This is a genomic window from Paraburkholderia sp. BR10872, from assembly GCF_040965835.1.
In the GTDB taxonomy this organism is placed as follows: domain Bacteria; phylum Pseudomonadota; class Gammaproteobacteria; order Burkholderiales; family Burkholderiaceae; genus Paraburkholderia; species Paraburkholderia nodosa_A.
The window spans coordinates 64,233-83,590 of the sequence record NZ_JBFRCN010000012.1 but is presented as its reverse complement, the minus strand read 5'-3'; the positions used below and the strand labels follow the sequence as shown (position 1 = coordinate 83,590).

General features: G+C 64.9%; 18 protein-coding genes. 14 read left to right on the top strand and 4 right to left on the bottom strand.

The genetic code is table 11. The features are described 5' to 3' along the window. Positions 1-44: 44 nt before the first annotated feature. The 3 genes from AB4Y43_RS12440 (at position 45) to AB4Y43_RS12430 (ending at position 3,297) form a co-directional block, all read left to right on the top strand. Entirely contained in the window at positions 45-1,151 is a 1,107-nt protein-coding gene (locus AB4Y43_RS12440) for an ABC transporter permease (RefSeq protein ID WP_342945812.1), read from the top strand. 39 nt (positions 1,152-1,190) lie between these two features. Then, positions 1,191-2,120 (top strand): ABC transporter permease, encoded by a 930-nt coding sequence (locus AB4Y43_RS12435; protein WP_368727915.1) that lies wholly within the window; start codon positions 1,191-1,193, stop codon positions 2,118-2,120. A gap of 91 nt (positions 2,121-2,211) precedes the next feature. Beyond that, a complete protein-coding gene (locus AB4Y43_RS12430) occupies positions 2,212-3,297 on the top strand; it encodes a BMP family ABC transporter substrate-binding protein (protein ID WP_069265656.1) in 1,086 nt (361 codons plus the stop codon). 152 nt (positions 3,298-3,449) lie between these two features. On the opposite strand, the gene AB4Y43_RS12425 is transcribed toward AB4Y43_RS12430, so the two are convergent. Beyond that, complete coding sequence (locus AB4Y43_RS12425) at positions 3,450-3,659, bottom strand: dodecin (protein ID WP_069265657.1); 210 nt, start codon at positions 3,657-3,659, stop codon at positions 3,450-3,452. Positions 3,660-3,848: 189 nt separating this feature from the next. On the opposite strand from AB4Y43_RS12425, the gene AB4Y43_RS12420 reads away from it, so the two are divergent. From AB4Y43_RS12420 to AB4Y43_RS12400, 5 genes are all read left to right on the top strand, one after another. After that, positions 3,849-4,742: an NAD(P)-dependent oxidoreductase gene (locus AB4Y43_RS12420; RefSeq protein ID WP_368727914.1), complete on the top strand. Its 894-nt coding sequence runs from the start codon at positions 3,849-3,851 to the stop codon at positions 4,740-4,742. Positions 4,743-4,940: 198 nt separating this feature from the next. Further along, the gene (locus AB4Y43_RS12415; RefSeq protein ID WP_069265658.1) at positions 4,941-6,533 is read left to right on the top strand and encodes an ABC-F family ATPase; all 1,593 of its coding nucleotides are present in this window, start codon (positions 4,941-4,943) and stop codon (positions 6,531-6,533) included. Between the two features lie 241 nt (positions 6,534-6,774). After that, the gene (locus AB4Y43_RS12410) at positions 6,775-8,208 is read left to right on the top strand and encodes an aldehyde dehydrogenase family protein (protein ID WP_368727913.1); all 1,434 of its coding nucleotides are present in this window, start codon (positions 6,775-6,777) and stop codon (positions 8,206-8,208) included. A gap of 165 nt (positions 8,209-8,373) precedes the next feature. Beyond that, positions 8,374-9,564 (top strand): NAD(P)H-dependent flavin oxidoreductase, encoded by a 1,191-nt coding sequence (locus tag AB4Y43_RS12405; protein ID WP_368727912.1) that lies wholly within the window; start codon positions 8,374-8,376, stop codon positions 9,562-9,564. A gap of 126 nt (positions 9,565-9,690) precedes the next feature. Then, a complete protein-coding gene (locus tag AB4Y43_RS12400; RefSeq protein WP_069265661.1) occupies positions 9,691-10,290 on the top strand; it encodes an OmpW family protein in 600 nt (199 codons plus the stop codon). Between the two features lie 60 nt (positions 10,291-10,350). Here the strand turns inward: AB4Y43_RS12400 and AB4Y43_RS12395 are convergent, their stop codons facing one another. Then, the gene (locus AB4Y43_RS12395) at positions 10,351-10,554 is read right to left on the bottom strand and encodes a DUF1289 domain-containing protein (protein WP_069265662.1); all 204 of its coding nucleotides are present in this window, start codon (positions 10,552-10,554) and stop codon (positions 10,351-10,353) included. A 463-nt stretch (positions 10,555-11,017) separates the two neighbouring features. On the opposite strand from AB4Y43_RS12395, the gene AB4Y43_RS12390 reads away from it, so the two are divergent. The 4 genes from AB4Y43_RS12390 to AB4Y43_RS12375 all read left to right on the top strand — a co-directional run bounded on the left by AB4Y43_RS12390 (position 11,018) and on the right by AB4Y43_RS12375 (position 15,149). Further along, complete coding sequence (locus AB4Y43_RS12390; RefSeq protein ID WP_133186742.1) at positions 11,018-12,118, top strand: polyamine ABC transporter substrate-binding protein; 1,101 nt, start codon at positions 11,018-11,020, stop codon at positions 12,116-12,118. A 120-nt stretch (positions 12,119-12,238) separates the two neighbouring features. Further along, on the top strand, positions 12,239-13,402 hold the full coding sequence (locus AB4Y43_RS12385) for an ABC transporter ATP-binding protein (protein WP_368617770.1): 1,164 nt from the start codon (positions 12,239-12,241) through the stop codon (positions 13,400-13,402). Further along, a complete protein-coding gene (locus AB4Y43_RS12380) occupies positions 13,399-14,334 on the top strand; it encodes an ABC transporter permease subunit (protein WP_342945805.1) in 936 nt (311 codons plus the stop codon). Before AB4Y43_RS12385 ends, AB4Y43_RS12380 begins: the two co-directional genes overlap by 4 nt. Beyond that, a complete protein-coding gene (locus AB4Y43_RS12375; protein ID WP_069265666.1) occupies positions 14,331-15,149 on the top strand; it encodes an ABC transporter permease subunit in 819 nt (272 codons plus the stop codon). Before AB4Y43_RS12380 ends, AB4Y43_RS12375 begins: the two co-directional genes overlap by 4 nt. Before the next feature lie 84 nt (positions 15,150-15,233). Here the strand turns inward: AB4Y43_RS12375 and AB4Y43_RS12370 are convergent, their stop codons facing one another. Then, on the bottom strand, positions 15,234-16,652 hold the full coding sequence (locus AB4Y43_RS12370) for a methyl-accepting chemotaxis protein (RefSeq protein ID WP_069265667.1): 1,419 nt from the start codon (positions 16,650-16,652) through the stop codon (positions 15,234-15,236). A 219-nt stretch (positions 16,653-16,871) separates the two neighbouring features. On the opposite strand from AB4Y43_RS12370, the gene AB4Y43_RS12365 reads away from it, so the two are divergent. Then, complete coding sequence (locus tag AB4Y43_RS12365) at positions 16,872-17,003, top strand: hypothetical protein (RefSeq protein ID WP_256094777.1); 132 nt, start codon at positions 16,872-16,874, stop codon at positions 17,001-17,003. An 18-nt stretch (positions 17,004-17,021) separates the two neighbouring features. Continuing rightward, positions 17,022-17,792: a class I SAM-dependent methyltransferase gene (locus AB4Y43_RS12360; RefSeq protein WP_368617620.1), complete on the top strand. Its 771-nt coding sequence runs from the start codon at positions 17,022-17,024 to the stop codon at positions 17,790-17,792. Here the strand turns inward: AB4Y43_RS12360 and AB4Y43_RS12355 are convergent. Next, on the bottom strand, positions 17,789-19,279 hold the full coding sequence (locus tag AB4Y43_RS12355) for a flavin-containing monooxygenase (RefSeq protein WP_368727911.1): 1,491 nt from the start codon (positions 19,277-19,279) through the stop codon (positions 17,789-17,791). The genes AB4Y43_RS12360 and AB4Y43_RS12355 overlap by 4 nt on opposite strands. Positions 19,280-19,358: the final 79 nt, after the last annotated feature.

The window sequence follows — 19,358 nt, the reverse complement described above, 5'->3', positions numbered from 1 at the left end:
TAAAGCACATCGACCACCCGAGACCGACCACCGACTTCACGACCATGATCTTCCCGTACCGACTCGAAGCCCGCACGACGCCGTCGCGCACGGTGCGCATCGCCGTGCCGCTCATCGCGGCGCTGCTCACGCTCGCCATCGGCTTCCTGATCTTCGGCCTCGTGGGCCGCGATCCCTTGCAGGCGATGCACGCGTTCTTCATCGAACCGCTGTCGAGCATCAACGGCTGGTCCGAGCTCCTGCTCAAGGCCTCGCCGCTATGCCTGATCGCGCTCGGTCTCGCGGCGGGGTATCGCGCCAACGTGTGGAACATCGGCGCGGAAGGGCAGATGGTGCTGGGCGGCATCGCGGCGAGCGGCGTGGCGATCTATTTCGACCAATCGACGGGCTGGTGGATCCTGTTCCTGATGATGTTCGCGGGCGTGCTGGGCGGCATGGCGTGGGCGGCAATTCCCGCGTGGCTCAAGAGCCGCTTCAACACCAACGAGATCCTCACGAGCCTGATGCTCACCTACGTCGCCACGCAGCTACTGATCTGGCTCGTGAGCGGTCCGTGGCGCGACCCGCAGGGCATGAACTTTCCGCTCTCCGAAATGTTTAGCGGCGACGCGCTCTATCCGACCTTCGGCGGCGACTGGCGCATCCACTGGCTGCGCGGCACGCGCCTGAACGCATCGATCTTCCTGACGCTCGCGGCCATTCCGCTCGTGTGGCTCTTCATGCGCCGCAGCTTTGCGGGCTATCGCATGAGCGTGGGCGGCCTCGCGCCGCTCGCCGCGCGCTATGCGGGCTTCTCCGAGAAGAAGACGATCTGGACCTCGCTGCTGCTTTCCGGCGGCCTCGCCGGCCTCGCGGGCATGGGCGAGATTGCCGGTCCCATCGGTCAGCTGCAGGCGACCTGGTCGCCGGGCTACGGCTTCACGGCGATCATCGTCGTGTTCGTGGGGCGTCTGCATCCGGTCGGCATCGTGCTCGCGAGCCTCTTGATGGCGCTGCTCTACCTGGGCGGCGAAGCCGTGCAGACATCGCTGCAATTGCCGCAGGCGCTGTCCGGCGTGTTCCAGGGGCTGCTGCTGTTCTGCCTGCTCGGCGCGGACCTCTTCGTGAACTATCGCGTGCGCCGCCGTCATCCGGTCGCGGTTGCGAACTGACCAGCGCAAGCCAGAGAACAATCAAACGGGCCACACGACATGGATATCCAGCAAGCCAGCTCGCTCGCCTCGAGCGCCGTCACCGCCGCCATCCCGCTCATGTTCGCGGGCGTGGGCGAACTCGTCACCGAGAAGTCGGGCGTGCTCAACCTCGGCGTGGAAGGCATGATGCTGATGGGCGCCGTCACAGGCTACGCGGTCGCGACCATTACCGGCAGCCCATGGCTCGGCCTCGTTGCGGGTATGGCCGCCGGCATTGCGATGTCGTTGCTGTTCGGCTTTCTCGTGCTCACCATGCTCGCCAACCAGGTCGCCACGGGCCTCTCGCTCACGATCTTCGGCGTCGGGCTCTCGGCGTATGTCGGCAAGCCGTACACCTCGGCCGCGACCTCGGCGACCATCGCGGCCTGGCCGATTCCGGGGCTCTCGCAACTGCCCGTGGTCGGACAGGCGTTCTTCAGCCTCACGCCTGTCGACTACCTCGCGTTCATCATGTTCGCCGTAGTCGGGTGGTTCCTCTATCGCACGCGCGCCGGGCTCGTGCTGCGCTCGGTCGGGGAGTCGCCGCAGGTCGCGCATTCGGTGGGCTTTCCCGTGATCGGCGTGCGCTATGGCGCGACCGCCTTCGGCGGCGCGATGGCGGGCCTCGCGGGCAGCTACTACTCCGTGGTGCAACTGCATCTGTGGCAGGAGCAGATCACCGCAGGACGCGGCTGGATCGCGCTCGCGCTCGTCGTGTTCGCGACGTGGCGCCCGGGCCGCCTCCTGATCGGCGCGCTGCTCTTCGGCGCGGTCACGGGCGCGCAGTTCTATGCGCAGGCCGTGGGCGTGCCGGTGCCCACGCAGTTCCTCGCCATGCTGCCGTACGTCGCGACGATCGTCGTGCTCGTGCTCATTTCGCGCAACCCGAACACGATCCGCCTGAACGCGCCGGCTTCGCTCGGCAAGTCGTTCTTTGGGGCCGCATAGGTGCGGTTGCTTAAGACGGGCAATCTATCGGGAATACTAACCAAAACGCCTTGAACGCTCGCAGTTCCCCATTCACGACAGGAGATCCACGATGAAAAAAACCATCCTGACCGCTTTCGCCGTCGCCGCCACGTGCGGCACGGCGGCCCTCGCGCCCGTGGCCCACGCCGCCGACGCGCCGGGCGTCGCGTTCGTCTATCTCGGCAATCCGGGCGATGCCGGCTGGACCTTCGCGCACGATCAGGGCTCGAAGGTCGCCGAGCAGAAGTTCGGCAACAAGATCAAGATCACGCGCGTGGAAAACGTGCCGGAGTCGGCGGACTCGGAGCGCGTGTTCCGCGATCTCGCGAACAAGGGCAACAAGATCATCTTCGGCACGAGCTTCGGTTACCAGGACTTCCAGCTCAAGGTGGCGAAGGATTTCCCGGACACCGTGTTCCTGCACGCGACGGGCTACAAGAAGGCGCCGAACTTCGGCACCTATGACGTGCGCATGTATCAGGGCGCGTATCTCGCGGGCGTCGCCGCGGGTTACGCGACGAAGACCAACACGCTCGGTTTCGTCGCCTCGGTGCCGATTCCCGAAGTCGTGCGCAACATCAACGCGTACACGCTCGGCGCGCGCTCGGTGAATCCGAAGGTGCATACCAAGGTCATCTGGATCAACAGCTGGTTCGATCCGGGCAAGGAGAAGCAGGCCGCCGAAACGTTGATCGGCCAGGGCGCCGACGTGCTGCTGCAAAACACCGATTCGAGCGCGACGCTCGCCACCGCCGAAGAGAAGAAGGTCCACGCGTTCGGCTGGGATTCAAACATGAAGAAGTTCGGCCCGCACGCGCACCTGGGCTCGGTCGAGGCGAACTGGGGCGTGTACTACGTCGCGGCGATCCAGCAGGTGCTCGATGGCAAGTGGAAGAACGACCCCGTGTGGTGGGGCATTCCGCAAAAGGCCGTCGATCTCGGCGACGTCAACACGTCCGAGCTCCCGGCAGACGCGCAAAAGGCGGTCGCCGCGAAGCGCGAACAGATCGCGAGCGGCAAGTGGGACGTCTTCACGGGTCCGATCAAGGATCAGACGGGCGCAGTCAAGGTTCCGGCCGGCAAGACGCTGACCGACCCGGAACTGCAACGCCTGAACTGGTACGTCGAAGGCGTGGACGGCTCGCTGCCGAAATAGGCATATGCCGGGCGCGCTCGCCCGTCCTGCACGGCGCGGGTGCGAGTTGCATTCCTCGGACGATTTCGACGTGCGTACGCGAAGCGGCTGCGCGTAGCGCTGAGAGGCGCGCGCAGCCGTTTGACGTTCCAGCAGCGCAACGCAGCGCCGCGTCAGTCGTCGATGCGTATGCCGACCTTGATCGTGACCTGCCAGTGCGAGACCTGATCGTTTTCGATCAGGCCGCGCGTTTCCACGACCTCGAACCAGTGCAGGTAGCGCAGCGTCTTCGATGCCCGCGCGATGGCGCAACGAATGGCGTCGTCGCTGGACACCTTCGACGAGCCGGTAAGTTCGATCTGCTTGTAGACGTGGTCGTTCATGGCAGAGTCTCCTCGTGGGTCGCGCGGCGTCGGCGCGTCAATCGAGTATAGGTAACGGACCGGGGCGCAAGGGCAAAGATGAGAGAAGCCCGGCGCCAGTTATCATGACGCCACGCGCGAAAACGAGCATTCGACGTGCCCGTTTTGCAGGCGTGAATGCGCAACGGCGATCGACAGGAGACGGAGAAAATGGACGGGCAGGTGTTGGGTTTTTGCGGACCGGGGCTGATGGGCGCGCCGATGATCCGTCACTTGCTGCGCGCCGGGCATGCAGTGCGCGTGTGGAACCGCTCGCCGGCGAAGGCGCAGGCGCTGATCGCCGACGGCGCGCAGGTGGCCGCGACGCCTGGCGAGCTCGCGCGCGAGGCTGACGTGGTGTTGCTGTGCGTCGCCGACGCAGCGGCGGTCGAGCAGGTGGTGTTCGGCGAACACGGGCTTTTGGCCGGTATGCCCGGCGTGCGCGTGCGTCGCATCGTCGATCATTCGAGCATTCCTCCCGACGCGACGCGCAGGCTCGCGGAGCGCGCGGCGGCTTTCGGCGTGGGTTGGATCGACGCACCGGTGTCGGGCGGCGTGGCGGGCGCGCAAAACGGCACGCTGGCGATCATGGCGGGCGGCGCAGCGGCCGACGTCGAAGCCGTTACGCCGATCCTTGGCGCCTACGCGGCGCGCGTGACCCATATGGGTGGCGTGGGCGCGGGTCAGACCACCAAGCTGTGCAACCAGGCCATCGTCACGGCTACGGTCGCCGCAATTGCCGAAGCGGTGAGCCTCGCGCGGCGCAGCGGCATCGAGGCGGCGAAGCTGCCCGAGGCGCTCGCGGGCGGCTGGGCCGATTCGACGTTGCTGCGCACGTTCGTGCCGCGTATGACGCAAGACGGGTTCGAATCCATCGGCGCGCTCAAAACGTTCCAGAAAGACGTGGACACGATCGCCGCCGCGGCCGCTCAGACCGGCACGCCTATGCCCGTCTCGGGCACGGTCCAGCAATTGCTGCGTCTCGCGGCAGCCATGGGCCTCGAGCAGGCCGATTTTTCGGGCTTCATCGACGTGCTGCAGACACCGCGCAGCGGCGAAGCGTGACCTGATCAGGCACCCGCAGGCCTCGCGAGCGATGCGGCCCCGTTGTAACCGGCGTGCATGGCGGCCTTCACATTGTTCACTTCCTGCCGTGTCATGCTGCGCGGAGCAAGGCTGTCCGCGCGGCTGGAACTCGCGCGCGAAGTGGCATAACCTGCTAAAATTACAGGTTTTTCGTCGATCTACTTTCCGGGACGCGCTGTGCTCTCTACCGCCAACATCACCATGCAATTCGGGCCGAAGCCCTTGTTCGAGAACATCTCGGTCAAATTCGGCGAAGGCAACCGCTATGGCCTGATCGGCGCGAACGGTTGCGGCAAATCCACGTTCATGAAGATCCTCGGTGGGGATCTCGAGCAGAGTTCGGGCAACGTCATCCTCGAGCCGAACGTGCGTCTGGGCAAGCTGCGTCAGGACCAGTTCGCGTACGAAGACGTGCGCGTGCTCGACGTCGTCATGATGGGCCACACCGAAATGTGGGCCGCGATGAGCGAGCGCGACGCGATCTACGCGAACCCCGAAGCCACCGACGACGACTACATGCATGCCGCCGAACTCGAAGCGAAGTTCGCCGAGTACGACGGCTACACTGCCGAAGCGCGCGCGGGCGAACTGCTGCTCGGCATCGGCATCGGCACGGAATTCCACAACGGCCCGATGAGCGGCGTGGCGCCGGGCTGGAAGCTGCGCGTGCTGCTCGCGCAGGCGCTGTTCTCGAAGCCGGACGTGCTGCTGCTCGACGAACCGACCAACAACCTCGACATCAATTCGATCCGCTGGCTGGAAGATGTTCTGAACGAGTACAACTCGACCATGATCATCATCTCCCACGATCGACACTTCCTGAACCAGGTCTGCACGCACATGGCGGACATGGACTACGGCACGCTGAAGGTCTGGCCGGGCAATTACGACGACTATATGCTGGCGTCGACGCAGGCGCGCGAGCGTCAGCAGGCCGCGAACCAGAAGGCGAAGGAGCGCGTGGCCGACCTGCAGGACTTCGTGCGCCGCTTCTCGGCGAACAAGTCGAAGGCACGCCAGGCCACCAGCCGCCTGAAGATGATCGACAAGATCAAGATCGAGGACTTCAAGCCCTCGTCGCGCCAGAACCCGTTCATCCGCTTCGAATTCGAGAAGAAACTGCACAACATCGTCGTGGTCGCGGAAGAGATCACGAAGACGTACGAGCGCCGCATCTTCAACAAGCTCAGCATCAGCGTGCAGCCGGGCGAGCGCATCGCGATCATCGGCGAGAACGGCGCGGGCAAGACCACGCTGCTGCGTTCGCTGCTCGGCAATCTGGCCGTCGACAACGGCTCGGTAAAGTGGGCGGAGAACGCGAACGTCGGCTACATGCCGCAGGACACGTATGAAGAGTTTCCGGCCGACGTGACGCTGATGGACTGGATCGACCAGTACCGCCAGGAAGGCGACGACGAGCAGTCGGTGCGCGGCACGCTGGGCCGTCTGCTCTTCAATGCGGACGACATCAGGAAGTCGGTGAAGGTGCTGTCGGGTGGCGAGAAGGGCCGCATGATCTGGGGCAAGCTGATGCTCGGCCGCCACAACGTGCTGCTCATGGACGAGCCGACCAACCACATGGACATGGAATCGATCGAGTCGTTGCAGATCGCGCTCGAAAAGTTCGAAGGCACGCTTATTTTCGTGTCGCACGACCGCGAGTTCGTGAACGGCCTGGCCAACCGCATCATCGAGGTGAAAACCGATGGCACGGTCAAGGACTACAGCGGCAACTACGAAGACTTCCTGGTGAGCCAGGGGCTGCAATGAATTTCGATCGCTGATCGAGGCGTGAAATGAAAACGGGCGGCGCGTGAGCGTCGCCCGTTTTGTTTTTGGCCTGCGTGCCTTAGCCTACGGCGCGCCCGCTTTACGTATGCGTCAACCACGCTAGAATGCACTGTCGCCGCGGCGAGCGCCGCGATGAAATCGCGAACGAACACAGAGCTTTGCATGGGATGGCAGTAAGCGCTAAAGCGCAAGCCGCCATCGACAGACAGGAGACAAGTAGATGAACGACTACGCGCAGTTCTACATCAACGGCCAATGGGTCGCCCCGCACGGCAAGGGCACGATCGACGTGATCGATTCGGGCACCGAGGCGGTGATGGGCCGCATCCCCGAGGGCGCCGAAGCCGATGCCGAAGCGGCCGTCGCCGCCGCGCGCGCCGCCTTCGACGGTTGGGCCGCGACGCCCGCCGCCGAGCGCGGGGCGTATCTGCAAAAAATTGCCGACAATCTCAAGGCCCGCACCGACGAACTCGCGCAGCTGATCGCAGGCGAAGTCGGCATGCCGCTCAAGCTCGCGCGCGCCATTCAGGTGGGCGGCCCGGTCCACAACTGGGGCGCTTACGCGCAGCTCGCAAGCGAGTTCCAGTACGAGGAGCGCGTGGGCAACTCGCTCGTCGTGCGCGAACCGGTGGGCGTCGTCGCGGCTATCACGCCGTGGAACTATCCGCTCAACCAGATCACGCTCAAGGTCGCCGCCGCGCTCGCCGCCGGCTGCACCGTCGTGCTCAAGCCCTCCGAGATCGCGCCGCTGAACGCATTCGTGCTCGCCGAGGCCATCCACGACGCCGGCCTGCCCGCGGGTGTGTTCAATCTCGTGACGGGCTACGGTCCCGTGGTGGGCGAGCTGCTCGCGCGCCATCCGGACGTCGACATGGTGTCGTTCACCGGTTCGACGCGTGCGGGCAAACGTGTGTCGGAAGTCGCGTCGGCCACGGTCAAGCGCGTCGCGCTGGAGCTGGGCGGAAAATCGGCCTCCGTCGTGCTCGATGACGCCGACTTCGCGGCTGCCGTGAAAGGCACGGTGGGCGCGTGCTTCCTCAACTCGGGGCAGACCTGTTCGGCCCACACGCGCATGATCGTGCCGGAGTCGCGCTACGAAGAAGCGCGAGACCTCGCGAAGCAGGCCGCCGAGGCGTTCAAGGTGGGCGACCCGCGCGACGACAAAGCGAAGCTCGGCCCGCTCGCCTCGAAAGTGCAGCAGGAACGCGTGCTGCACTACATCGAGCGCGGCATGGCCGACGGCGCCGAACTCGTGACGGGCGGCCCCGGCATGCCGGAAGGCGTGACGCAGGGCTTCTTCGTGAAACCGACCGTGTTCGGCCGCGTGCCGCGCGATGCGGCCATCGCGCAGGAAGAGATCTTCGGCCCGGTGCTGACGATTCTCACGGCGAAGGACGAAGACGACGCCGTCGCGATCGCCAACGACTCGCTCTATGGCCTCGGCGGCGCGGTCTGGGCCGGCAGCGACGAGCGCGCGATGCGCGTGGCACGCCGTATCCGTACGGGCCAGATCGACATCAACGGCGGCGCCTGGAACATGGCCGCACCCTTCGGCGGCTTCAAACAGTCGGGACACGGCCGCGAAAACGGCGCGTATGGCCTCGAGGAATACCTCGAATACAAGTCGATGCAGTTCAAGGTGCCGAAGGGCTGATGAGGCATCTCGTCGCGCGCTATCGCAAATCTTTTAATACGACGTGTTGATGCAAGTCATGAACGCGGACTTCTTTGCTGAAGTCCGCGTTTTTGTTTGATGTACGTCAATGTCATATGTGGGGTACGCGCGACCATAAGCGCTTTGTCATCGACAGAGCACAACATGTTTCCTGGCCACTCCTTCGCTCCCCTCCAGATTCGCGGTCGTCAACTCCTGCCCATCGTGCAGGGCGGCATGGGTGTCGGCATTTCGGCACACCGGCTGGCCGGCAGTGTGGCGCGTGAAGGCGCGCTCGGCACGATTGCGAGCATCGACCTGCGCCATCATCACAGCGACCTCATGGACATGTGCCGCGCGGACCCGCGGCACGAAACGCTCGCACGCGCGAACCTCGTCGCGCTCGTCCGCGAAATCGCGGCGGCACGCAAGCTTGCGGGCGGCAACGGCATGATCGCCGTGAACGTCATGAAGGCGGTGAACGCCCATGCCGACTACGTGCGCGCCGCGTGCGAGCACGGCGCCGACGCCATCGTCATGGGCGCGGGCCTGCCGCTGGATCTGCCCGACCTCACGGCGGGCGTGGATATCGCGCTTGTGCCGATCCTGTCGGACGCACGCGGCGTCGCGCTCGTGCTCAAGAAGTGGATGAAGAAGGGTCGCCTGCCCGACGCCATCGTGATCGAGCATCCGGCCTACGCGGGCGGCCACCTCGGCGTGACCGACATCGCCGACATGGGCAACGAGCGCTTCGCCTTCACGAAGATATTCGAGGAACTCGAAGGCGTCTATGCCACGCTCGGCATTTCGCGGCGTGACGTGCCGCTCGTCGTGGCGGGCGGCGTCAACAGCCACGAGGCCGTGCGCAAATGGCTCGAGGCGGGCGCGAACGGCGTGCAGGTCGGCACGCCGTTCGCCGTGACCGAGGAGGGCGACGCGCACCCCGACTTCAAGCGCGTGCTCGCCGAAGCGAAGCCTGAAGACATCGTCGAGTTCGTGAGTGTGACGGGCCTGCCCGCGCGCGCGGTGAAAACGCCGTGGCTCGAACGTTACTTGCGCAACGAGTCGCGCATTCGCGCCAAGATCGGCTCGCTCAAGCTTGCTTGCCCAACCGGTCTCGAATGTCTTTCGGCCTGCGGGCTGCGCGACGGCATCGAGAAGTTCGGCCACTTCTGCATCGACACGCGCCTTGCCGCGGCGTTGCGTGGCGACGTCGCGAACGGCTTGTTCTTCCGCGGGCGTGAAGCGTTGCCGTTCGGCAATGCGATCCGCAGCGTCCGCGACCTGTTGGAGTTGCTGCTGACCGGCGCTGCGCGACCTGCGGTCGCACGGCGCGCAGCCTTCGCACTGGCTTGACACGTATCAAAACGGCGCCAGACCCCGTCTCTGACAATTTGTGGGCCTTCAAGGCTAGACCTACAGACACGGGGATCAACGATGTATAAAGCAATTAGAAAGGCAGCAGCAACTGCCGCGCTCACCATGGGCGCGGTCTTTCTGGCAGTGCCGGCCAGCGCGGCCGGTTCGCCCGACTCGGGCATCTACGCAGGCGACTGGCTGGTGCGCCTGCGCGCGATCGAAATCGCGCCGGACGCGCGCGGCAGCGGTACGCTCGGCGCGCTTGGCGCGGACGTGAACAACGCCATCGTGCCCGAGGTCGACTTCACCTACATGGCGACCAACAACATCGGCGTCGAGCTGATTCTCGGCACGTCGCGCAACCAGGTGACGTCGAATATCGGTGCACTCGGCGGCGTGGGCGTGCTGCCGCCAACGCTGCTCCTGCAGTATCACTTCAACAACGCGGGCAGGGTGCGGCCGTACGTGGGCGCGGGTATCAACTACACGCTGTTCTACAACAACGGTCTGCACGCAGGCGGCCAATCGGTTTCGATCGACAACCACAGCTGGGGCCCGGCGCTGCAGTTCGGTATCGACTTCCAGGTGACGAAGCGCATCTTCGTGAACGCGGATATCAAGAAGATCTGGATGCACACCGACGCGTCGCTGGGCGGCACCTCTCTCGGCACGCTGCATATCGATCCGCTCGTGGTGGGTCTGGGCGTCGGCATGAAGTTCTGATCGGTCGCCTCATCACCGCTTTTTCGAACGCCGGCTTGCCCGGCGTTTTTTTATCCGCGTTCAGGCGCGGTCTTTCTGGAAGCGCATGGCGGTGCCGTCGCGCTCGATGCGCTCCCACACGGCGCGCTTTTCCTCGTCGCTCAGAAATACCCAGTTGGAAACTTCCACGGCGGTGCGCCCGCAACCTTTGCAGACGTCGTCGAAGAGGGTCGAGCATACGCCGATGCACGGGCTGTCGGGGAGGTCGTGGAGATTGGATGCCATTGAAGAACCTTGGGGCGTGGCCGGGCATCGCGCGCGCCGGCTTCGGTACGGAACGCCGCTATGTTAACCGATACGGCGCGGGACGGCCGCCCGCACCTCCAGGCGAGCGGCGGCGATGGATGCGTGATGAATCGGCCAGGCCGCTGCAAGGCGATAGCAAGGTGAAGGGCGCCGCCGCGTCCCGCTGGCAGCCGGGCGTCGCGCGCATGCGCCACCGAAGCGGTTTTTTGTGGACACGGCCCGTGAAACGGCTAAAATTGCGCGCGATTTACCGTCCGCGCACGGCTTGCCGGCCTTCCAGGGCTCATGTTCCGTTTGTGCGACACGCCCGCGTTTTATTTCTTGCCGGGCGGGTTTGATGGTAGGTTCTGGGAAAGTCAGGGGAGCCGTGCACAGGTGAAACGGAGCACGGCACGAAGCGAGGCAGGCGGCCGGCCGGAGCCGGTCAGGATCGGAGAACGGGATGAAGAAAGGGGTTGTGGCGCAACTGGCCGCGCTCGCACTGTGCGCGGCGCCGTGGATGACGTCGGTGGCGAAGGACACGCAGCTGAACGTGTACAACTGGTCCGATTACATCGCCAAGGACACGATTCCGAACTTCACCAAGCAGACTGGCGTTCAGGTCAAGTACGACAACTACGACAGCGATGACACGCTCCAGGCCAAGCTGCTCGCTGGCAACTCGGGCTATGACATCGTCGTGCCGACCAGCAATTACGCAGGCAAGCAGATCGCCGCCGGCATTTTCGCGCCGCTCGACAAGTCGAAGATCCCCAACCTCAAGTACCTCGATCCGCAGCTGATGGCGCTCGTCGCCGGCGCGGATCCGGGCAACAAGTATGCGGTGCCCTGGGCGTACGGCACGACGGGTCTCGCCTATAACGTCACGAAGGCGCAGCAGATCCTCGGCAAGAATGTACCGCTCGACAACTGGGACATCCTCTTCAAGCCCGAGAACATCTCGAAGCTGAAGGCCTGCGGCGTGTCCGTGCTCGACGCGCCGGACCAGATGTTCGCGGCCGCGCTGCACTACATCGGCAAGGACCCGCTCTCGACGAACCCGGACGATTATCGCGCCGCGCTCGCGATGATGAAAAAGATCCGTCCGTACATCACGCAGTTCAACTCGTCGGGCTATATCAACGACCTCGTGGGCGGCGACATCTGCTTCGCGTACGGCTGGTCGGGCGACGTCGTGATTGCCAAGCACCGCGCCATCGACGCGAAGAAGCCCTACAAGATCGAGTACTACATCCCGAAGGGCGGCGCGCCGATCTGGTTTGACGTGATGACCATCCCGAAGGATGCTCAGCACAAGGAAGCCGCGCACGAGTGGATCAACTACATCGAGACGCCGCAGGTCCACGCAGCGATCACGAATGCGGTCTACTACCCGAGCGCGAACGCGGAAGCACGCAAGTACGTGGACAAGGACATTGCCAACGACCCGGCCGTGTACCCACCGCCCGAAGTCCTGAAGACGCTGTTCCTGCTCAAGCCGCTGCCGCCTGAGATCCAGCGCCTGCAAACGCGTCTGTGGACCGAGTTCAAGTCGGGCCGCTGACGCGCTCGCAGCCGCGGTTGAAATTCGATCCCGTTTTACCCCGAGCCCTCGGCACGATGCCGGGGGCTTTGTTCGTCAACCCCGTCCAGCATTCACGCAGAAACAGGCAGGGCAGAGAGAATCATGAGTGACCAGTCGAGCGCGCCGGCATCCGCCGGCTCGCTGCCTTCGGGCTTCACCGCGGCAGATTCCGCCGCGGACAACTTCGTGCAGATCGTCGATGTCGTCAAGAAGTTCGGCGAGACGACCGCCGTGAAGGGCGTCAATCTGTCGGTGAAGAAGGGCGAGCTGTTCGCGCTGCTCGGCAGCTCGGGCTGCGGCAAGTCCACCTTGCTGCGCATGCTCGCGGGTCTCGAGACCGTGACCTCGGGCAAGATCATGATCGACGGCGAGGATCTCGCGTCGATGCCGCCGTACCGCCGTCCGGTCAACATGATGTTCCAGTCGTACGCGCTCTTTCCGCACATGACGGTGGAGTCGAACGTGGGCTTCGGGCTGCGCCAGGAAGGCGTGAAGAAGGGCGAGCTCAAGGACCGGGTGGCCAACGCGCTCGAACTCGTGCAGATGACGCGCTTTGCCAGGCGCAAGCCGCATCAGCTCTCGGGCGGCCAGCAGCAGCGCGTGGCGCTCGCGCGTTCGCTCGTGAAGCGCCCCAAGCTGCTCCTGCTCGACGAGCCGATGTCGGCGCTCGACAAGCAGATTCGCCAGCGCACGCAAATCGAACTCGTCAACATTCTGGACAAGGTCGGCGTCACCTGCATCATGGTCACGCACGACCAGGAAGAAGCGATGACGATGGCGGGGCGCCTCGCGGTGATGAGCGAAGGCGAGATCGTCCAGCTCGGCACGCCCAACCAGGTCTACGAATTCCCGAACAGCCGCTTCTCGGCGGAGTTCATCGGCTCGACCAATCTTTTCGATGGCAACGTGGTCGAGGACGAGCCCGACCATGTATTCGTCGAGTGCCCCGAGCTGCCGGTGCGCCTCTACGTGAACCACGGCATCACCGGGCCGCTCGGCATGCCTGTGACGATCTCGGTGCGCCCGGAGCGTATCTCGCTCACGCGCAAGCCGCCCGAGGGCGTGTTCAACTGGGGCAAGGGCGTAGTGAAGAACATCGCCTACATGGGCGGCTACTCGCTCTATCACGTCAAGCTCGACTCGGGCAAAACGGTGATCGCGAACATGTCGAGCCTCGCGCTCTCCGAGATCGATTCGCCCACCTGGGAAGACGAAGTCTACGTGCGCTGGAGCGCTTCGGCCGGTGTGGTGCTGACGTCATGAGCGCGACGACTTTGCGCAGCATCCTGAACTGGCCGGCGAAACGCTTCAACCTGACCGGGCGTACGGCCGTCGTGGCGGGCCCGTTCATCTGGCTGCTGCTGTTCTTCCTCGTGCCGTTCATCCTGGTGGTGAAGATCAGCTTCGCCGACCAGCAACTCGGCATTCCGCCGTACACGGAGCTGACGTCGTTCGCGGATGGCATCTGGCATATCTCGCTCGACCTTTCGCACTACGCGTTCCTGTTCCAGGACAGCCTGTACTTCGCGACCTACGTGAATTCGGTCGTGGTGGCCGCGATTTCGACGCTGCTATGCCTCATCATCGGTTATCCGATGGCGTATTACATTGCGCGCTCGAATCCGGCCTCGCGCAACATCCTCATGATGGCCGTGATGCTGCCGTTCTGGACGTCGTTCCTGATCCGCGTGTACGCATGGATCGGCATCCTGAAGAACAACGGACTGCTGAACAATTTCCTGATGTCGATCGGCATCATCCATTCGCCCATCGAGCTGTATCACACGAACACGGCCGTCTACATCGGCATGGTGTATTCGTATCTGCCGTTTCTCGTGATGCCGCTCTATGCGCACCTCGTGAAGATGGACCTCACGCTGCTCGAAGCCGCCTACGACCTCGGCGCGAAGCCGTGGCGCGCGTTCGTGGAGATCACGCTGCCGCTCTCGAAGAACGGCATCATCGCCGGCTGCCTGCTCGTGTTCATTCCGGCGGTGGGCGAGTACGTGATTCCTGAGCTGCTCGGCGGCGCGAACACGCTGATGATCGGCCGCGTCATGTGGAACGAGTTCTTCGACAATGCCGACTGGCCGATGGCCTCCGCGGTGACCTGCGCGATGGTGCTCCTGCTGCTCGTGCCGATGGCGCTGTTCCAGCACTATCAGGCGAAGGAACTGGAGGGCCGCGGCAAATGAAACCGAATCGCGTTCTGCAGTTCATCGCGCTCGGCCTCGGCTTCGCGTTCCTCTACATTCCGATCCTGAGCCTCGTCGTCTACTCGTTCAACGAGTCGCAACTCGTGACGGTGTGGACGCGCTTTTCCACGCGCTGGTATCAGGCGCTCATCACCGACGACGAGTTGATCACCGCCGCGTGGCTCTCGCTGCGCATTGCGCTGATGACAGCGTTCGCCTCGGTGTTCATCGGCACGTGGGCGGGCTTCGTGCTCGCGCGCATGGGGCGCTTTCGCGGCTTCACGCTCTTCTCGGGCATGATCAACGCGCCGCTCGTGATTCCCGAAGTGATCCAGGGCATTTCGCTGCTGCTGCTGTTCGTGGAAATGGGCAAGCTGATCGGCTGGCCCGCGGGGCGCGGTGTGTTCACGATCTGGATCGGCCACGTCATGCTGTGCATTTCGTACGTCGCCATCATCGTGCAGTCGCGCGTGCGCGAGTTGAACCCCTCGCTCGAAGAGGCTGCACTTGACCTCGGCGCTACGCCGTTCAAGGTGTTCTTCCAGATCACGCTGCCGCTCATCTCGCAGGCGCTTGCGGCAGGCTGGCTGCTGTCGTTCACGCTGTCGATCGACGATCTGGTGCTCTCGGCGTTCCTCTCGGGCCCGGGCTCGACCACCTTGCCGCTCGTGGTGTTCTCGCGCGTACGCCTTGGCCTGAACCCGGAGATGAACGCGCTCGCGACGCTCTTCATCGCGGTCGTGACGGTGGGCGTGATTGCCGGCAACTACTTCATGCAGCGCGCGGAGCGCAAGCGGATGGCGATGGCGGTCTGAGCGCCGCCGCGCTTCGAAGCGCCTGCAATAGACGGCGCGCGGGCAGTCATGTCCGCGCGCCGTTTGCTTTATTCGGCGCAGTCCTTACAGCCGATATCCCATACGAAACCCGCCCCAGTGCCGCCCGTTCACGAAGATCGGCGCGGAGGCGTCCTTCATCATCACGAACGTGCCGCCGCCCATGTCGCGACGATAGGTTTGCAGCAGGAAGGGCTTGGTATGCGAGCCGGCCGCGCGGCCCGCGCGGTCATTGAAGATTCGATGATTCCGGCAGTTCGCGGCGTTCCACACCGGGTCGGCGCCCTGCGGATGCGAGAACTTGCGATTGTGGGTCGGTATGTAGCCGCGCGGATCGATCGCGACACAGAAGGCGACGCGTTCGTCGAACGTGAGCAGCGGTTCGAGGACCGGGGGCAGCACGCGGTCCGTGAAGGCCGTAAAGCGTGTCATATGCTGCTGCGGGTTCGTGTTCGGCACCGGCGCGTAGACGCTGTCGAACAGATCCGCTTCGCCGATCTCGCCGCGCGCGAGGGCGCCTTCGAACAGCTTGCTCACCTGGGCGGCGGCGCGCTGCACTGTCTCGATGAAGCGGGTGTCGTCGGTTTCCACGCCGGTTGCGGCGGACAGCTCGATGAGCGTTTCCGAGACCTCGAGCAGCTTGCCGAGCTGATCCTTCGCCTGCACGAAGTTGCGCCCCGAATCTTCGACGCCCGCGACCATTTCGCCCACCTGGCTTTCGAGCCCGTCGCATTTCGTTTCGATCTCGCCCGTAAGCTGGGCGATCTGGCCGGCGTGCTCGTCGAGTTGCATGATCGCCTGGCCGGTGCTGTGCACGGCCTCGCCGATCGTGTGCGTGCCCTCGCGCACGCGATGCGCGCGTTCGGTGTTGGCGGTGCCCTCGGCGATGAGTTGCTCGGTCTGCTGCGTGAGTTGTCCGAGCGTCTGCTCGATCTGGCCGGTGGCCTGCGCCGTCTTGGCGGAGAGGTTTTTCACCTCGGCCGCGACCACGGCGAAGCTCTTGCCGGACTCGCCCGCGCGCGCCGCTTCGATGGCCGCGTTGAGCGCGAGAAGCTGGGTTTGCCGCGCGATCAGGGAGATTTCCTCGGAGACCTTCGAGACATGCGCGAGCGCGCTTTTGAGCGCCCGGATCTGCGTCTCGATGACGGTGACGCTCTCCACGAGACCGTGAATGTCGGCAAGCGACTCCTCGATGGTCTGCTGCGACTGCTGCACGGTGGCGGCGGTGCCGGTGCTCAGCTCGCGCATGGCGCGGGCCGCCGTGGCGATCTGATGGTTGCCGGCGAGGGTGTGGGCCGCCGACTCGCGCAGGGCGTGGCAGACGTCGGTCTGACGCTGCACGCGCGCGGCGACTTCGTCGACATGGCCCGCCACGTCGCAGATCTCGATACCGAGCCTGCCGGCATGTGCGGCAATGTCGCCGACGACGCCGGCGGATTTCCCCGCGCGGCGACCGCGCAGGCCCAACAAACGCAAACGTGCCATCGGGTGTCTCCTTTCCCGGTGCGCCATGAAAGCTGCGGACAACTGCCCAAAGCTGCGGGCCCGGTCGTCGGCAGGTTCGATCGCCGGGCTTTCTGAACTGGTTTACGGCGCGTAATACGGCGACTTGAGCGAAGGGGTGGCGCCTGGCGCTATGATCGGGAACTCGGGCGCTCCGAAAGCCGGAAAAGAGGGGCAAAGGGGCGTCGCGACGGGAGCAAGATGATAGAAGCGATTTTCGGCGGGAGCGCGCCGCTCGCGCTCTGGCAGCAGCTGATCCAGCTCTGGGAGCTGATCGTGATGGTGTTGCGCTTCCTCTGGGAGCTGGTGAAGCTCCTCGGCGGCGGCGGTTGAACGACAAAAGGGCAGACGATGATCGACGATTCCACCCGGCGTTTCACCGACCGGGTCGCAGATTACGTAAAATTCCGGCCGACCTATCCGCGCGAAGTGGCGACTTTCGTGCATGTGGAGTGCGGCATCGCGCCGGGCGCGCCCGTGGCCGACATCGGCGCGGGTACGGGCCTCTCCACGAAGCTCTTTCTCGACGCGGGTCATCCTGTCACGGCAGTCGAGCCGAACGCGGCCATGCGCGCCGCGGCGGACGAACTGCTAGGCGGCTATCAAGGCTATCGCAGCGTGGCGGGCACGGCGGAGGCGACGACGCTCGAAGACGCGAGCGTGGATCTCGTGAGCGCCGCACAGGCGTTTCACTGGTTCCACAAGACCGACACGCAGCGCGAATTCGCGCGCATCCTCAAGCCGCGCGGCAAGATCGTGCTGTTCTGGAACAGCCGCCTGCTCGAGGGCTCGGCGTTTTTGGCAGGCTACGAGGCGCTCCTGCAGCGTTTTTGCCCCGACTACGCGCGCGTGGCCGAGACCTATCCGGACTCGGCCGCGATGGCCCACTGGTTCGGCGATGGCTTCGAGCATCAGACCGTGTTCCCGAACGCGCAACTGCTCGACTTCGATGGCCTGCGCGGACGGCTGATGTCGTCGTCATACGCGCCGCGCGCGGGCGACGAACGCCACGAGCCGATGCTCGCGGCGCTGCGCGAGCTGTTCGAGGCCACGCAAAAGGACGGCACCGTCAATTTCGCCTACGAGACGCGCGTGTACGCGGGGCAGCCGCAGCGCATCTAGCGCTCGAACGCGTAGTCGGCGGTGCGCACGCGGCGCGTTTTGCGGCGGAACATGAACGTGAAGCCAGGCCACAGCGCGGTGTTCTTGCCCGCCTGCGTGAGGTAGTAGCTGCGGCAGCCCGACTGCCACACGGTGCGCGCGAAGCGCGCCTGCACGCGCGCGTTCCAGTTTTGCTGCGCCTCGGCGCGAACCGCCATCGTGCGGGCGCCCGAGCGCTGCAGCGCGCGGATGCAGGCCGCGATATAGGCGATATGCGACTCGATCATGTAGATCATCGAGTTGTGCCCGAGCGCCGTGTTCGGCCCGATCACGAAAAAGAGATTCGGGAAGCCCGCGACGCTCGCGCCGAGGTAGGCCTCGGGGCCGTCGCGCCGCCACGTCTCGCCGAGGTCCTGGCCACCCACGCCCGTCACCTGGAAGGGCGCGTCCACATCGTTGACCTGGAAGCCCGTGCCGCACACGATCGCGTCGTAGGGCCGATGCGTACCGTCGGCGGTGACGATGCCATCGGCGACGACCTCGCGGATCGCGTCGGTCACCAGCTCGACGTTGGGCTGCGCGAGGACAGCGTAGTAGTCGCTCGACAGCAGCACGCGCTTGCAGCCCAGCCGATAGTCGGGCGTGAGGCGCGCGCGCAGCTCGGGATTTTTCACTTTGTGCGCGAGGTAGCTCAGCGCGAACTTCGTCGGCGTCTTGAGCAGGCGCGGCTCGACCGCGAAGCCGAGCGCGCGCGATTCGTGCTGGCAGTAAATCTTTGCGCGCGCCACACGTTGCGCGAACGGCATGTGCCGATAAATCCAGCGCCAGCGTTCGCTGATGGCGCGGTCGCGCCGCGGCATGATCCACGGCGGCGTGCGCTGAAACACCGTGAGCTGAGCCGCGCGCGGCTGGATATGCGGCACGAACTGGATCGCGCTCGCACCGGTGCCGATCACGGCGATGCGCTTGCCTTCGAGCGCGTAGTCGTGGTCCCAGCGCGCCGAGTGGAAGAGCGTGCCTTCGAAGCGCTCGATGCCCGCGATATGCGGCAGCGCCGGGCGCGAGAGCGGACCGTTCGCGGCGATCACCATATCGGCTTCGATCGTCGTGCTCGCGCCGTCGCGTTCGATCTCCACCTGCCAGACGCCGTGCGCCTCCAGGAAGCGCGCCGCGCGCACGCGCGAACGGTATTCGATGAAGCGCTCGACATCGTACTTGTGCGCGCAATGGCGTAGGTAGTCGAGAATTTCATGCTGCGGCGCGAAGGTGCGCGTCCACGCCGGATTCAGCTCGAACGAAAATGAGTAGAGGTGCGAAGGAATATCGCAAGCGGCCCCCGGATAGGCGTTGTCGCGCCAGGTGCCGCCGAGGCCTTCGGCGGCCTCATAGATCGTGAACGAATCCACCCCCATGCGACGCAGCCGGATCGCCATGCCGATGCCGGAAAAACCGCTGCTGATGATGGCGATGCGCAGCGCGCCCCCGTTGCCGAGCGCTTGATTGGCCATGTTTGCGTCCGCCGTTATGTGTGTGTGCTGCGTATTTTGCGCCGATGCAAAACGGGCTCCATGAAGGAGCCCGTCGTTG

What these genes read in the sequence shown, in the direction of transcription:
- AB4Y43_RS12395 (WP_069265662.1), bottom strand. Translation starts at nt 10,554, where the DNA reads ATGGCATCCAATCTCCACGACCTCCCCGACAGCCCGTGCATCGGCGTA.
- AB4Y43_RS12375 (WP_069265666.1), top strand. Translation starts at nt 14,331, where the DNA reads ATGAAACCGAATCGCGTTCTGCAGTTCATCGCGCTCGGCCTCGGCTTC.
- AB4Y43_RS12410 (WP_368727913.1), top strand. Translation starts at nt 6,775, where the DNA reads ATGAACGACTACGCGCAGTTCTACATCAACGGCCAATGGGTCGCCCCG.
- AB4Y43_RS12400 (WP_069265661.1), top strand. Translation starts at nt 9,691, where the DNA reads ATGGGCGCGGTCTTTCTGGCAGTGCCGGCCAGCGCGGCCGGTTCGCCC.
- AB4Y43_RS12425 (WP_069265657.1), bottom strand. Translation starts at nt 3,659, where the DNA reads ATGAACGACCACGTCTACAAGCAGATCGAACTTACCGGCTCGTCGAAG.
- AB4Y43_RS12405 (WP_368727912.1), top strand. Translation starts at nt 8,374, where the DNA reads ATGTTTCCTGGCCACTCCTTCGCTCCCCTCCAGATTCGCGGTCGTCAA.
- AB4Y43_RS12370 (WP_069265667.1), bottom strand. Translation starts at nt 16,652, where the DNA reads ATGGCACGTTTGCGTTTGTTGGGCCTGCGCGGTCGCCGCGCGGGGAAA.
- AB4Y43_RS12380 (WP_342945805.1), top strand. Translation starts at nt 13,399, where the DNA reads ATGAGCGCGACGACTTTGCGCAGCATCCTGAACTGGCCGGCGAAACGC.
- AB4Y43_RS12365 (WP_256094777.1), top strand. Translation starts at nt 16,872, where the DNA reads ATGATAGAAGCGATTTTCGGCGGGAGCGCGCCGCTCGCGCTCTGGCAG.
- AB4Y43_RS12390 (WP_133186742.1), top strand. Translation starts at nt 11,018, where the DNA reads ATGAAGAAAGGGGTTGTGGCGCAACTGGCCGCGCTCGCACTGTGCGCG.
- AB4Y43_RS12420 (WP_368727914.1), top strand. Translation starts at nt 3,849, where the DNA reads ATGGACGGGCAGGTGTTGGGTTTTTGCGGACCGGGGCTGATGGGCGCG.
- AB4Y43_RS12435 (WP_368727915.1), top strand. Translation starts at nt 1,191, where the DNA reads ATGGATATCCAGCAAGCCAGCTCGCTCGCCTCGAGCGCCGTCACCGCC.
- AB4Y43_RS12355 (WP_368727911.1), bottom strand. Translation starts at nt 19,279, where the DNA reads ATGGCCAATCAAGCGCTCGGCAACGGGGGCGCGCTGCGCATCGCCATC.
- AB4Y43_RS12360 (WP_368617620.1), top strand. Translation starts at nt 17,022, where the DNA reads ATGATCGACGATTCCACCCGGCGTTTCACCGACCGGGTCGCAGATTAC.
- AB4Y43_RS12430 (WP_069265656.1), top strand. Translation starts at nt 2,212, where the DNA reads ATGAAAAAAACCATCCTGACCGCTTTCGCCGTCGCCGCCACGTGCGGC.
- AB4Y43_RS12440 (WP_342945812.1), top strand. Translation starts at nt 45, where the DNA reads ATGATCTTCCCGTACCGACTCGAAGCCCGCACGACGCCGTCGCGCACG.